At 64.2% G+C, this 13,737-nt stretch carries 13 protein-coding genes, 1 tRNA gene and 1 pseudogene; 8 read left to right on the top strand and 7 right to left on the bottom strand.

The window, feature by feature from the left end; all coding sequences use genetic code 11:
* Nucleotide 1 precedes the first annotated feature (1 nt).
* Entirely contained in the window at nt 2–442 is a 441-nt protein-coding gene (locus LDZ21_RS15410; protein ID WP_244795682.1) for a GNAT family N-acetyltransferase, read from the top strand.
* Nucleotides 443–652: 210 nt separating this feature from the next.
* Entirely contained in the window at nt 653–1,891 is a 1,239-nt protein-coding gene (locus tag LDZ21_RS15405) for an MFS transporter (RefSeq protein ID WP_244795681.1), read from the top strand.
* 44 nt (nt 1,892–1,935) lie between these two features.
* Here the strand turns inward: LDZ21_RS15405 and LDZ21_RS15400 are convergent, their stop codons facing one another.
* The 3 genes from LDZ21_RS15400 to LDZ21_RS15390 all read right to left on the bottom strand — a co-directional run bounded on the left by LDZ21_RS15400 (nt 1,936) and on the right by LDZ21_RS15390 (nt 6,208).
* Entirely contained in the window at nt 1,936–2,865 is a 930-nt protein-coding gene (locus LDZ21_RS15400; protein WP_244795680.1) for an SMP-30/gluconolactonase/LRE family protein, read from the bottom strand.
* Between the two features lie 96 nt (nt 2,866–2,961).
* The gene (locus LDZ21_RS15395) at nt 2,962–4,539 is read right to left on the bottom strand and encodes an aldehyde dehydrogenase (NADP(+)) (protein WP_244795679.1); all 1,578 of its coding nucleotides are present in this window, start codon (nt 4,537–4,539) and stop codon (nt 2,962–2,964) included.
* Between the two features lie 151 nt (nt 4,540–4,690).
* A complete protein-coding gene (locus tag LDZ21_RS15390; protein WP_244795866.1) occupies nt 4,691–6,208 on the bottom strand; it encodes an MFS transporter in 1,518 nt (505 codons plus the stop codon).
* A 269-nt stretch (nt 6,209–6,477) separates the two neighbouring features.
* Between LDZ21_RS15390 and LDZ21_RS15385 the strand changes: the two genes are divergently transcribed.
* The 4 genes from LDZ21_RS15385 (at nt 6,478) to LDZ21_RS15370 (ending at nt 9,429) form a co-directional block, all read left to right on the top strand.
* Entirely contained in the window at nt 6,478–6,951 is a 474-nt protein-coding gene (locus LDZ21_RS15385) for a universal stress protein (RefSeq protein ID WP_244795678.1), read from the top strand.
* Between the two features lie 104 nt (nt 6,952–7,055).
* Nucleotides 7,056–7,778: a helix-turn-helix domain-containing protein gene (locus LDZ21_RS15380; RefSeq protein WP_063934938.1), complete on the top strand. Its 723-nt coding sequence runs from the start codon at nt 7,056–7,058 to the stop codon at nt 7,776–7,778.
* Nucleotides 7,779–7,949: 171 nt separating this feature from the next.
* Nucleotides 7,950–9,275: an SUMF1/EgtB/PvdO family nonheme iron enzyme gene (locus LDZ21_RS15375; protein WP_244795677.1), complete on the top strand. Its 1,326-nt coding sequence runs from the start codon at nt 7,950–7,952 to the stop codon at nt 9,273–9,275.
* 77 nt (nt 9,276–9,352) lie between these two features.
* Nucleotides 9,353–9,429: transfer RNA gene (locus LDZ21_RS15370), tRNA-Val, on the top strand.
* Between the two features lie 73 nt (nt 9,430–9,502).
* On the opposite strand, the gene LDZ21_RS15365 is transcribed toward LDZ21_RS15370, so the two are convergent.
* The 3 genes and pseudogenes from LDZ21_RS15365 to LDZ21_RS15355 all read right to left on the bottom strand — a co-directional run bounded on the left by LDZ21_RS15365 (nt 9,503) and on the right by LDZ21_RS15355 (nt 11,562).
* On the bottom strand, nt 9,503–9,721 hold the full coding sequence (locus tag LDZ21_RS15365; protein ID WP_244795676.1) for a hypothetical protein: 219 nt from the start codon (nt 9,719–9,721) through the stop codon (nt 9,503–9,505).
* Nucleotides 9,722–9,870: 149 nt separating this feature from the next.
* A pseudogene (locus tag LDZ21_RS15360) lies at nt 9,871–10,125 on the bottom strand (TonB-dependent siderophore receptor); the annotation flags it as partial.
* Between the two features lie 213 nt (nt 10,126–10,338).
* Nucleotides 10,339–11,562, bottom strand: a complete 1,224-nt coding sequence (locus LDZ21_RS15355; RefSeq protein WP_244795675.1) for a PepSY-associated TM helix domain-containing protein — start codon at nt 11,560–11,562, stop codon at nt 10,339–10,341.
* Between the two features lie 231 nt (nt 11,563–11,793).
* Here LDZ21_RS15355 and LDZ21_RS15350 point away from each other — a divergent pair, with 231 nt between their 5' ends.
* Together LDZ21_RS15350 and LDZ21_RS15345 are read left to right on the top strand one after the other, a co-directional pair.
* Nucleotides 11,794–12,684, top strand: coding sequence for a sterol desaturase family protein (locus LDZ21_RS15350; protein ID WP_244795674.1), 891 nt, complete (start codon nt 11,794–11,796; stop codon nt 12,682–12,684).
* A 250-nt stretch (nt 12,685–12,934) separates the two neighbouring features.
* Nucleotides 12,935–13,444 carry a hypothetical protein gene (locus LDZ21_RS15345; protein WP_244795673.1) on the top strand — a complete coding sequence of 170 codons (510 nt, stop codon included), beginning with the start codon at nt 12,935–12,937 and terminating at the stop codon, nt 13,442–13,444.
* An 8-nt stretch (nt 13,445–13,452) separates the two neighbouring features.
* Here LDZ21_RS15345 and LDZ21_RS15340 read toward each other — a convergent pair whose 3' ends face one another.
* Nucleotides 13,453–13,731 (bottom strand): DUF3253 domain-containing protein, encoded by a 279-nt coding sequence (locus tag LDZ21_RS15340; RefSeq protein WP_244795672.1) that lies wholly within the window; start codon nt 13,729–13,731, stop codon nt 13,453–13,455.
* Between the last annotated feature and the right edge of the window lie 6 nt (nt 13,732–13,737).

Raw genomic sequence — 13,737 nt, 5'->3', positions numbered from 1 at the left:
CATGCAAAACGATGCCATGCGATGCACGCGCGACGATTATCGCGTGACCACCGATATCGACACCTTCGATTTCGATGTCGTTCACCGCTATTTGAGCGAAGTGGCGTACTGGTCGCCGGGGATAGCGCGCGAGACGGTCGAGCGCGCCGCGCGGCATTCGCTCGCGTTCGGGCTGTTCGAGGGCGAACGGCAGATTGGCTATGCGCGCGTCATTACCGATACCGCGACCTTCGCCTATCTCGCCGATGTGTTCGTTTTGCCTGAGCATCAAGGCGCCGGACTCGGCACCTGGATGATCGAATGCATCATGGCGCATCCCGGCTTGCAAGGGCTCCGCCGAATGATGCTCGTCACGCTGGATGCACACGGCGTTTATGCGCGGTTTGGCTTCGAAGCGCCAAAGCATCCGGAGCGGATCATGGAAAAAATCGGCCGCTCCTGAAGCCTCGCGCGTTGCTGGGCGTACATTGCCGCGATTGTTCGGCTGCCCTGGATTGTCAATTCGACGCGCCGCCCTTTTTCCTCGCCGCCCGTCCTTCTACAGTGTGTCCTTCGCCGCGCCGGCCGTTCAGTGTTGAACGCGCCGCGCGTCAGCTTTGCGACTGCCGAACGCGAGGCCACGGCTTCGCCGGCACTTTCTGGTTTTCATTCTATGCATATCGACTCGCCCACCGTCTCCGGGGCACCGGACGACGTTTCCACCACGCTACGCCAGTGGCTTGCCGTGCTCGCGGTCGCAGTCAGTGCGTTCGCGTTCGTGACGGCGGAATTTCTGCCGGTCGGCCTGCTGCCGCAGATTGCCCACGACCTGGGCGTCAGTCCAGGCATCGCAGGCCTGATGGTGACGACGCCCGGCGTCATGGCCGCGATCTTCGCACCGACGCTCATCATCGGCGCGGGCCGCATGGATCGTCGATATGTGTTCCTGCTGCTCACCGCTGTCCTCTTCGTGTCGAACGTGGTGTGCGCGATGGCCCCCGGCTTCGCGATGATGCTCGTCGGACGCGCGATGCTCGGCGCGGCGCTTGGCGGCTTCTGGACGCTCGCGACGGCGGCGGCGCCTCGCCTCGTGCAGGGCAAGGACGCAGCGAAGGCGACGGCGATCATTCTGACGGGCGTCACGTTCGCGACGGTCATCGGCGTGCCGCTCGGCATCTTCATCGCGTCGTTTGCGTCGTGGCGGCTTTCGTTTGCCGCGACTGCGGGCCTCGTCGCCGTCGCGCTGATGGCGCAGGCGCTGCTGGTGCCGCGACTGCCGTCCGCGTCCGGTCTGCGCATCCACGACTTCAAGGCGCTGCTGGCAAGGCCGCATGCGCGCCTCAGCATGGTGATGGTGGCATTCGCATTCGGCGCGCACTTCTCGACTTACACGTACATTGCGCCCTTGCTGGAACAGGACTTCTCGCTGAACGCCATCACCTTGCTGCTGCTCGGCTTCGGCGTGATCGGCTTCTTCTCGAACGCGCTGATGTCGGCGATGGTCGCGAAGCACCTTGTCAAGTCCGTGGCCGTGATGATTCTGCTGCTGCTCGGCGCGATCGTATCGATGCTGCTGTTCGGGCATTCGCACATCGGCGAAACAGCGGCCATGCTGATCTGGGGCGTCGCGTTTGGCGCGCTGCCGCTCTGCTTCAGCGTGTGGATTCAGCGCGGCACGGCGGACTATCCGGAAGCCGGCTCCGCCATGTTCGTCAGCATCATTCAGGTGGCGATCGCGATGGGCTCGGCAGTAGGCGGCGCGATCGTCGACCGCGCGGGCGTGGAGACCGACTTCATGCTCGGCGCGGGACTCGCCGTGCTCGGCCTGCTGACCTTGCAACGCGTGACGGCGCTGGGACGTTCGGGCATGGCTCGCACCGCGAAGGGTCCGTGCGAGCCGTCGCTCGACTGAGGCTTTGCGGCGCGTGGCGGAAGACGTGAGACGTCAGGTCTGCTTCAGCATCCCTGCGAGTTCACATACAGCGAATACAAGCCGTGGCTCGCCGCCATGAACAACCGGTTGCGATGCCGGCCGCCGAAACACACGTTCGCGCATCGTTCCGGCAGATCGATATGTCCGATCGCCTCGCCTTGCGGCGTGAACACGCGCACGCCGTCGAGTTCCGCATCGCCCATGCCCCAGCCGCACCACAAATTGCCGTGGATATCGACGCGAAAGCCATCGGGCGTGCCGGGACCGGCGTCGATCAGAAGGCGCGGTTCACCGAGCGACCGGCCGCCGTTCAGCACATCGAACGCGAAGATCTTGCGCGGCGTCGAGCGCGATTCAACGACGTACAGCACCGATTCATCCGGCGAGAACGCGAGTCCGTTCGGGCCGACGAAGCCGTCGATCATCTTCGTGATCTCGCCGCTCTGTCCATCGACGCGATACACGCATGGCCTCAGTTGCGGCTCCTGCTTCTCGCCCTCGTAGTAGCCGTCGATACCGAACACGGGATCGCTGAACCAGATCGATCCATCCGACTTCACGACGACATCGTTCGGCGAATTCAGCGGCTTGCCTTCGAAGCGATCCGCGAGCACGGTCACGGAGCCGTCGTACTCGGTGCGCGTCACGCGCCGAGTCAGATGCTCGCAAGTGACGAGCCGCCCTTCACGATCGCGCGTATTGCCGTTCGCGTTGTTCGATGGCTTGCGGAACACGCCGACCTGCCCGCTTTCTTCGTCCCATCGCAGGATGCGATTGTTCGGGATGTCGCTCCACAGCACGTAGCGGCCGTCGCCGAACCACACCGGCCCCTCCGACCAGCGCGCGCCCTGATAGAGGCATTCGACCGACGCTGAAGCGATGCGCAGCGCGTTGAAGCGCGGATCGAGCACGCGGATGGCGGGGTCGGGATAGCGGCGGTCGGATGGAGGCATCGAGTGGTCCTTTTTGAGAATGCAAAGCCGTTGCGGGCGACGGCGCGCCGAAAGCGCGCGGGTCATACGCGTGATTCTGTGGCGACCAAGGCGGCTTCAATTCGCCCCGAGTTCCCCATCGCGCAGCCGCCACAGATTGAGCGGATTCTCGTCCGCCAGCGCCTGCGGCAAGAGCGGCGCGGGCAAGTCCTGATAGCAAACCGGCCGCAAGAACCGCTCGATCGCCATCGCGCCGACGGATGTGGACCGTCCATCGGACGTCGCGGGGAACGGGCCGCCATGCACCATCGCATACGCCACCTCGACGCCCGTCGGGAAGCCGTTCGCCAGAATCCGTCCGACCTTGCGCTCCAGCACGGGCATCAGACGCCGCGCGAGATCGATGTCGTCGTTGTCCATCAGAAGCGTCGCGGTCAACTGGCCTTCGAGTTGGCGCGCGACCGCGATCATCTCGTCCTCGTTCGCGCAGGCAACGATCACGGACGTCGGGCCGAAGATTTCATCGGCAAGCTGCGGTGTCGCGAGAAACTGCTCCGCGTTCACCCGATACAGCGCCGGCAGCGCGCCGCTCGCCGTCTCGCTCTCCTTGCCCGTCGCGATGCGCAGCGCGCCTGACGCATCGCGATGCGCGATGCCGTCCGCATACGCCGCCGCCATGCCCGCGGTGAGCATCGTCTGCGCTTCCTTCTTCTCGAGCGCGGCCATCGCATCGTCGATGAAGTCTTCCAGCTTCGAATCAGCCAGCGCGAACAGGAGGCCGGGATTCGTGCAGAACTGGCCGACGCCCAGCGCGACCGAATCGATATAGCCGGCCGCGAGCGCATCGCCGCGCGTGGCCAGCGCGCCGGGCAGCGCGAAGACCGGATTCACGCTGCTCATTTCGGCATAGACGGGAATCGGCACGCTTCGCCTGGCGGCAATCTCGACGAGCGCGAGACCGCCACGCCGCGAGCCGGTGAAGCCGACCGCCGCGATGGCCGGATGCGCGACGAGCGCCTCGCCGATCGCGTTCCCCGCGCCGACGAGCAACGAAAACACGCCTTCGGGCAAGCCGTTGTCGGCGACCGCCTTCTGCACCGCGCGGCCCACGAGTTCGGACGTGCCGAGATGCGCCGGATGCGATTTCACGACGACCGGACATCCCGCCGCCAGCGCCGCCGCCGTGTCGCCGCCTGCAACCGAAAACGCCAGCGGGAAGTTGCTCGCGCCGAACACCGCGACGGGGCCGAGCGGAATCTTCTGCAAACGCAGATCAGGACGGGGCAGCGGTTTGCGATCGGGCTGCGCGGAATCGAGCGTCGCGGAAAGCCAGCGCCCTTCGCGCACCAGCGACGCAAAGAGCCGCAACTGCCCGACCGTGCGGGCGCGTTCGCCTTCGAGCCGCGCTTTCGGCAACGCAGATTCCGCCTGCGCGCGTTCGATGAGCGCATCGCCCAGTTCGATGATGTTGTCCGCGATCGCCTCGAGAAATTGCGCGCGCGTTTCGAGCGGCGCGTGGCGATATGGATCGAACGCGGCGTCGGCGAGGTTACACGCGCGGTCGACTTCCGCCGCGCCGCCCCCGCCGAAGACGGGTTCCAGGTCGACGTTGCGAGCGGGGTCGAACGCGCGGAGCGTAACTTCGGCGCCCCGCACGGCCGATGCGCCGATCAGCATTTCTCCGGTAATCATCATGGTGAACCTCCGTGCTGTTGGTGCTGCCCGTGCCTGAGCGGGCGGCAAGGGATGCGGCATTCGGCAACGCATGGCGTGTGCCGGATCGGTGCGCGCCTGGCAAAGTGACTCGCGGGCGGCCAAAGCGTTCCGCCGCACGATCAGCGCGGCGTCAGCCCTTGCCGGCCTTCCGGAACGTTATATGTCCGATCCGCCGCACCAGCAACACCGCGACGAGCGCCGCGACCGCCGTCAGCATCGTGCCGATATGCACGGACTGCACGAGCGCATCGCGGGCAGCGTCGAAGAGCGCGGGCGCGTCGAGCCCGGCCGAGCCCAGATCGCGCAGCAGCGTATCGCGCAATGCTTCGTCGACGAGAATGCGCGGATCGACGAAACGCGGCTGCCATTGCGCCGATGCCGTCGCGCCGAGGACGCTGACGGTGCGCTCGACGACGCTCGCGTAATGATGCGCGACGATCGTCCCGACGATGCTCGTGCCGAGCATGCCGCCGACCATGCGCGTCGATTGCAGCAGCGCCGTCGTGATGCCGAAGCGCTCGCGCCCCGCGATCTCCTGCCCGAACACGTTCATGTTGTTCAGCACGAAGCCGAGCCCGATACCGACGGCCGCCATCGGCAATTCGATCCACAGGTGCGGCGTCGACACGCGCGCAAACGACAGCCCGACCGACGCCAGCACCAGCAGCGAGAAGCCGATCGTCAGGATCATCGTCGGCTTGCGCAAATGGATGACGATCCGCGTATTGATGAAGCTGCCGAGCGCGATGCACGCGGCAATCGGCGTGGCGAGCAGCCCCGCCTCCTGCGGCGAAAGCCCGAAGCCGCCCTGCAGCAGCAGCGGCGCGAAGAAGATCAGCGAGAACATCACGAAGCCCGCCATGAAGGACAGCGTGAACAGCGTGACGAGATGCGGATCGCGGAAAATATCCAGCGGGATGATCGGATGCGTTGCGCGCCGCTCGCAGACGAGGAGCGCCGCCGCGCCGACGATCACCGCGCAACCGAGCGCGACGTTGCCGCCCGACAGCCCCGACTTCGGCACGGACTCGATCAGCGCCTGAAAACCGCCCAGCACGAGCGCGACAAGCACGGCGCCGGTCCAGTCGATCTTTACTGCGCCTTCGCGCGGCCGGTGCAGGTTCGGCAGATGCGACCAGATGAAGTACAGCGCCGCCGCGCCCACCGGCAGGTTGATCAGGAACGTCGAACGCCAGCCCCAGTGCTGGCTCATCCATCCGCCGAGCGACGGCCCGGCCGCCGTGCCGATGCCGTACGCCGCCGCGAGCACGACCTGCCATCGCACGCGCGTGCGGGGATCGGGAAAGAGATCGGGGATCGCGGCGAACGCGGTGCCGACCATCATCCCGCCGCCCACGCCCTGCAGTCCGCGGGACAACGCCAGAAACAGCATGTTCGGCGCGAGCCCGCACAAAACCGAGGCAAGTGTGAACGTGACGACCGCCGCGATGACGAACCGCTTGCGGCCGAAATAATCGCCGAGCCGCCCGAACACCGGCACGGTGACGACGGATGCCAGCAGGTAGGCGCTCGCAATCCACGCGTAATACTCGAAGCCGTGCAGTTCCGCGACGATCGACGGCAGCGCCGTGCTCACGACCGTCTGGTCCAGCGCCACCAGCATGTTGACGAGCCCGATGCCGAGCATCGCGTAGAGGGCGGTTCGGAACGCGAGTGCGTGCGGCTGGGGTTCGGTGGTGCGGTCGTCGGTCATGCGGCGTGTTAAGCGGGCGCTGAGTCGGTGGAATCAAGGATTGTACGGCGTCGCTTGCGACAGATCGACTCATCCCAAAAATTGCGCGGTCTTCCGGCAACGGCTGCGCGTTATGCTGCAAAGCGCGTATCGCCGCGAGGCAAACGCCCGCGCCAGGCACCGGCGGCGGCGCGCCCGACATTTCATTGCACGAGGAACACGCCATGTTCAAACGCATCATCGTCGCCATCGACGGCAGCCGCACGTCCCAGCACGCCTTCGACACCGCGCTCGACCTCGCCGTCACGCATCAGGCCATCGTCCAGCCGTACTACGTCGTCGAGAGCGGGCCGATGTATATGGACGTGCCCGGCTACGATCCGTCCTTGCTGCAGAAGGGCCTGACCGAACAGGGCGCGACGGTGGCGCGGGAAGCCGCCGAAGCGATGAAGGCGCGCGGCGTCGCGGGCGACGTCGTCACCGTCGAAGCCACCGTCAGCGACGATGTCGCCTCGCTCATCATCGGCGCCGCGCGTGCATTCAACGCCGATCTGCTCGTGATGGGCACGCATGGCCGCAAGGGCTTCAAAAGGATGATTCTCGGCAGCGTTGCCGAGCGTTGCCTGCGGCAAGCCAGCTTGCCGGTGCTCTTGATTCCCTCGGCGGCAACGAATTCGGACGACGCCTCTACCGCATGATGTAAAGATTGTGCAAGCAGCGGAGGCGCGGCATTTTTCCGCACGGTCGGGCAGGCGTGCTATGGGACAATCAATTTGTCATCCATCAAGAATCCGAGCTCGCCATGTCTGATCCGATCCTTCCCCGGCGGCAAGCGGCGCACTGTTCCAGCTGCGCTATGCGCCATCTGTGCATGCCCGAAGGCCTCTGCGCCCGGGACGTCACCAAGCTGGAACACATCATCTCCGTGACGCGCAAGATCCGTCGCGGCGATGCCCTTTTCCGCACCGGCGACACGTTCGATTCGCTCTACGCGGTGCGCTCCGGTTCGCTCAAGACCGTCGTCACCAATGACGGCAGCCGCGACGGCGGACGCGAGCGCATGACCGGCCTGCTGCTGGCGGGCGATGCGCTCGGCCTCGACGGCATCGGCGATGGCCGCCATACGTGCGACGCCGTCGCGCTGGAAGACAGCTCCGTCTGCGTCGTGCCGTACGCGCTCTTCGAGCGCATGTGCCGCGAGACGGATTCCCTGCAACGGCGCATGCATCGCATGATGAGCCAGGCGATCAACCGCGAAGCCGAACACGTCGTGCGGCTCGGCATGCTGCGCGCCGACGAGCGCGTCGCGCGCCTGCTGCTCGACATGTCGGCGCGGCTCGCGCGGCGCGGATACGCCACCGCCGAGTTCACGATGCGCATGACGCGCGACGACATCGGCAGCTATCTCGGCATGACGCTCGAAACGGTGAGCCGCACGCTGTCTCGCTTCGACAAGCTCGGGCTCATCGAGGCGCAGGGCAAATCCATCCGCATCCGCGATTTCGACGGACTGCGCGGCATCTGACAATCGCGTGAGCGCGCGGCGGTTTGTTCGGCGCACCCGAACAAACGCCGTGTTCGGCGCGCGTGGCACGGACTTCGCTACACATTAGCTCTTTCATGCAACCGGGCAGGCGTTTTGGCGCTTGCCCGAATCCTATGCAATGCTTTCGGCTTGCACCGGAGACCGAGCGAAATGAATCGCGAACCATCCCTGCGTCATCCCCTGCTGGAGCGGCTCGCTGAAGCGCGCCGCGTGACGGACGAACTTTTCGACATCGTCAGGCGCGAGCATCTCTACGATCGGCCGATCGCTGAACGGCATCGCATCGTCTTCTATATCGGCCATCTCGAGGCGTTCGACCGCAATCTGTTCGACAAGCGCCTCTTCGACCTGCCGAACACCGATCCCGCCTACGACCAGCTTTTCGCATTCGGCATCGATCCCGTCGATGGCGGCCTGCCGACCGATCAGCCGGGCGATTGGCCTTCCCTTGACGAAGTGCAGGCCTACAAGATGCGAGTGCGCGCGGACATCGACGCGCGCTTCGATCCGACGAGGCTCGTCGCCGAACCCGCGTCCGCCGACGAACCGCCCGCGAAGCTGCTCGAAGTCGCGATCGAGCATCGGCTGATGCATGCCGAGACGCTTGCCTACATGCTGCATCAATTGCCGGTCGACAGAAAAATTGCACCGGCGAACGCGGCATCCGAGCGGACCTCGGACCGCCCGCTCGTGCACGAGACGGTGCACGTTCCCGAAGGCACGGTCACGCTGGGTCTTTCCCGCGCGAGCGGGCGATTCGGCTGGGACAATGAGTTCGATGAAATGCACGTGGACGTGCCGGCGTTCGATATCGACCGCTACATGGTCACGAACCGCGATTACCTGCGCTTCATCGATGCGGGCGGCTACTGGAATCGCGACTTCTGGAACGACGCTGACTGGGCGTGGAAGGAACGGCATCGCATTGCGCATCCGGCCTTCTGGATTCCGGGCGACGCGGCCGACGACACTGCAGCCAGTGCGGACCAAACCGATGCCGGCTGGAAGCTGCGCACGATGTTCGAAGAGATTCCGCTTCCGCTCGACTGGCCGGTGTACGTGAGCCATGCGGAAGCCAGCGCCTATGCACGCTGGGCCGGCAAGACGCTGCCAACTGAAGCGCAGTGGCAACGCGCGGCCACGGGCGCCCCGCACGTCGCGGAAGGCAACTTCGATTTCCGCCGCTGGGACCCGACGCCGGTGCAGGGGCATCCCGAGAACCGCAGCGCGTTCGGCGTCGAGGGGCAGTTCGGCAACGGCTGGGAATGGACATCGACGACATTCGGCCCGCTGGATGGCTTCGAGCCCTTCCCGTTCTATCTCGGCTATTCGGCGAACTTCTTCGACGGCAAGCACTTCATCATCAAGGGCGGCTCACCTCGCACGGCGGCGTGCATGCTCCGGCCGAGCTTCCGCAACTGGTTCCAGGGGAATTACCAGTACGTGTATGCGGGCTTTCGCTGCGTGAGCGTGTGAGCGTGTGAGCCGTCTGAAGATTCTTCGCGCTCGGGCTTGTATATCCGCTCGGGGCTCTCTATAATGCGCGGCTCAACAGGCTCGTAGCTCAGCTGGTTAGAGCACCACCTTGACATGGTGGGGGTCGTTGGTTCGAGTCCAATCGAGCCTACCAACGCATATGCTGTAAAACAAATCGCCGCGTTCATCGCGGCGATTTGTTTTTCTGCTTCCTCTTTTGTACTCCCCTAATCCCACATGTTCCGGAACGCCACGGCGGCGATCACGGGCACGGTCAGCACGAGCGGAATCGCGAAGTACGGTACTTCCAGGTTCACCATCCAGCTATAGATCAGCCAGCCGATGCCAAGCGCCAGCGTGCCGATGCCGACCAGCGCCGAGAGGACATTGAGCGAGCGCGCCGACAAGCGCCTGCGGGACGGTTCTTTACTCGAGGTCGGTTCCATGATGACGGTGTGGGCGCAGCGTGCGCGAGACATATACATCTAAGTTTATACCGCTCGCCGATGCGGCGTAGCGCGGTCACGAGACCATTAAAAAGCACGCCGCCGGTTCAAGACACGAACCAGCGGCGCTTGCTTTCACTCAGCGTTCATCAGAAATCGGTGGTCATCGACAGAAGCACCTTGCGCGGCGCGCCTTGCGTCAGATAACCGCCGATCGTCGATGACCAGTACGACTTGTTCGCCACGTTGAGCACGCTTGAGCGGAACGTCGTCGGCTTGCCGAACAGCACGGTCGCATAACGCGCGCCGAGGTCGAAGCGATCCCAAGCCGGAATTGACAGCGTGTTCGTTACGTCCAGATATTGCGAGCCGGTATGGATTCAGCGCGCCGTCAACGTCAGGCCGTTCGAGATCGCCCGCGGACAGCGTCCTCGCCGGATACGGCACCTGCGGCGTGTCGTAGAGACTCGTCGGGAACGCGCCGGCGAAGGTATAGGCCGACATGGAATCGACGCGCCCGCCGTCACGAAATGCGACATCGGGCCGGTATTGAAATGCCCGCGCACGCCCGCTTCGGCCGAGCTGCTGTCTTCCGCTGTCGCGTTCAGCCCTGTGCGTCACGACGACAGCGACCGTCCTCGCGCCGCGCGAGCGTCCGCAGCGGCGGCCGAGTGCCGGCGCGCCGCCCGCTTGCGCATCCAGATGATGAGGCCGGTCGCGCTCAGAATGGCCACTGCCACGCCGACCGCGCTGATCAGAATCCGCCCCGTCAGCCCGACGATGCGCCCCGAATGCAGCGGAAACTGCGCCTGCATGAAGATATCGCCGGCCGAGCCGCGGCCCGGGATCGACGAACCCGCGAGCGTCCCCGTGTGACCGTTGTAGTACAACCACGCGTTGCCGAGGCCGCCATCGCCGTGATCGTGACCGGGCGCGAAGAAGCCGACGCCGTACGCCTGCATCGCAGGGGCGTAGTAGAGCGCGCCCATCGGCTCGGCGATGCTCTCGCGCTTCGCATCGCGGGCCGCCGTTTCAATGATCTGCGCGCGTGTCGCGGGCGGCTGGCTCGTTGGCGCGGGGCGCACCAGATCGGCGTTTTCAAGGAATGACGGCGACAGCTTCGAGAACGCGGACACGATGGGCCGCACGACCGGATCAGCGAGATTCATCGAAACGGAGGTGAGCGCCATCATCAGCAGCAGCGCCCAGATCCACACGCCGCCCGAGCGATGAAGATCGAAGGTCAGCGCATAGCCGCCGCGACGGAAGCGGAACGCGAGCGACTTGCGCCACGCCTTCACGCTCGGGAACGACAGCACGAGCGCGATGCCGCTGTCGAAAAACCAGATGATGCCGACGACGCCGAGCAGCCACGTACCGGTATCGAAGCCGCCGAGCACCGGCAAATGCAGCGTGTAATGCAGCTTGTAGAGGAACGGCATCAGATCGATGCGCGCAAGCGACACCGCGCCCCACATGCGCCGCGCCTGCACTTCGCCGGTGGCGGGATCGACGGCGATCTGGTTGTAGTCGACGGCATACGGCGCCCCCGTCGACGGATTCGTGCGCGGCCAGACCATTATCTGCGCGGCATGCCCCGGCTCGACGCCGAGCGGCAGATACGTTACCTCGACGCGCGGATCGGCTGCTTCGACGCGCTGCGCTAGCTCGAGCGGCGGCAGCGGCGCGCCGCCGGTACGCGCCTGGAAAAACGACGGATTGAGCATCGCGTCGATCTCGTGATCCCACGCGATGATCGCCCCGGTCAGCCCCGACACGAACAGGAACAGCGCGGTCGCGACACCAAACCAGCGGTGCAGCCGGACGAGCACCGGCCTCATGCTGACACTGCCTTCAAAGGAAATTTGCGCGCGGCTGCGGTCATTCGACGTCCGTTGGTAAATAGGAATTATTCGCAATGTTATACAGGACGGGCGATGTGGACAAGCCTTTCGTCAGGTTCGGCGCGTCCACGGCCACACCGCGACAACTCGCGAAACAAATGCTGCGTGGTTTTTAACCGGCGCCATCACTACAGTTGCGTTCATCCGCAACCCACTCATGGCGACATCATGGAAATGATCGGAAAGTTATCGATGTACGTGCTCATCATCGTGCTCGGAGCGTCGATGCTCGAAGCGCTGATTCTCAGCCGCGTTCACAAGGGCACTGCGCGCGCATTCGACTGGCACGAAGTCTGGATCTCCCTCGCCGATCTCGTCGGCCGCAAGCTGCTTGCGTTTCTGCCGCTTTCACTCGCGACGCCGGTGTTCGCGTTCGCGTGGGAGCATCGCATTCACACGGTGACGAGCAATACGCCTCTGACCGTGCTGATGCTTTTTATCGGCATGGAGTTCTGCTACTACTGGTATCACCGCGCTTCGCACACCATGCGTTTCTTCTGGGCGACGCATGCAGTGCATCACTCGCCCAACCAGTTGACGCTCTCTTCCGCGTACCGGCTCGGCTGGACGAGCAAGATCACGGGCGCCGCGATGTTCTTCACGCCGCTCGTATGGTTCGGCGTGAAGCCGGAAGTGGTGCTTGCCGCGTTGTCGATCAACCTGCTGTATCAGTTCTGGCTGCACGCCACGTGGATTCCGAAGCTCGGCTGGCTTGAATACGTGCTCAACACGCCTTCATCGCATCGCGTGCATCATGCGTCGAATGCGGCTTATCTCGATGCGAATTTCGGCGGCGTGTTGATCGTCTTCGATCGACTGTTCGGCACGTACGTCGAAGAACGCGCCGATGAACCGTGCCGCTATGGACTGACGACGCCGACTACATCGCGCAATCCGATCGTCGTTGAGACGGAGCACTGGACGAGCCTCGCGAAAGACGTGGTGAGCGCTAAAAGCGTGTCCGATGCAGTCAGCTTCGTGTTGCGCCCGCCGGGCTGGCTGCCCAATGGCGGAGGAGAGACGACCGCGGAGTTGCAGAAGCGTGCCAAGGCAACCTGAGTTTGCGACGTTGTATTCGGGCAAAGGCGGAACGAGTGTTTCGCCTTTTTGCGCTTTGCGCTCTTATCGCGCCACGATGGAACGAACATTCATCAAACATCCTAATCATTCTCCGATGACTGGACCTTTCTCTTCGAAAGCCCTATAACCGTATGCATCGGCGACTTCGCTTTCCCGTCCCTTAAGGAAACCGAACGATCGATAAGCATAACCCAGCAATTTGTCGGGGTTAATGTTCGGAGGTGTCGTCATGCAACGCAAGACGTGCCTTTTAAGTAAGAAACTGGTGAGGGCTTCGGTCATCGTGCTCTTCGCGGCAAGCGCCGTATCGGCGCAGACGATCCCGAAGCAAGGTCCCATCGATGTGACTTTCACGGCTCTCGGACGCGACATCAGCGCAATACCGGCCGGCGGCGAGGACGTCGTCTACTTGTATGAAGCGACGATGGCCTTCACCAATAACGTCAAGACGCCCTTGATGCAGAACGTGATTGCGCGCTGCGTGGAATCCGGATTCAGCGGCGGCGAGGCGAACGGATTCTGCGTCTTCACCGACAAGGACGGCGACAAGTTCGTCGAGACGTTCAGTCACAAGGCGGGCACCATTGCAGGAAAAGCGGTCCTTGGCTCAGGGACCGGCAAATACAAGGGCATAGAAGGCCAGCTCGACTGGCAACAGGTGCAGCCGCTGCCCGCCGACAAGGGAACCTTCAACTTCGTCGGAAAGAAGACGGGAAGTTATCGGATAGCGGGTGGTTGAGCGAGCCATCACGGCGCGGGAAATCGAGGGCCGCGCCGCAAGCGGATCGGACCGCGATCGATCGACTCCGGCGACAACGTCACCGCGGCTTGCGTGATCAGAATGCTTCCCTCTCGCGCCAGCCGCGCGGCGACTTGCCGTATTGCAGGCATCAGCTTGCGCCATTCGCTTTCATCGTCGGGAATGAGTTCGCGCGCGACATCCGAAGGGCAAATGGATGCAGTTGCCGAGCGCCTTCCGAGCAATTCGAACACGCAACGCTCGATATCCTGGTCCGATGAAGTCATCGCTCG

The organism is Caballeronia grimmiae (assembly GCF_022879615.1).
Taxonomy (GTDB): Bacteria; Pseudomonadota; Gammaproteobacteria; order Burkholderiales; family Burkholderiaceae; genus Caballeronia; species Caballeronia grimmiae.
The sequence above is the reverse complement of the archived record's forward strand: the minus strand, read 5'-3'. Positions and strand labels throughout refer to the sequence as shown.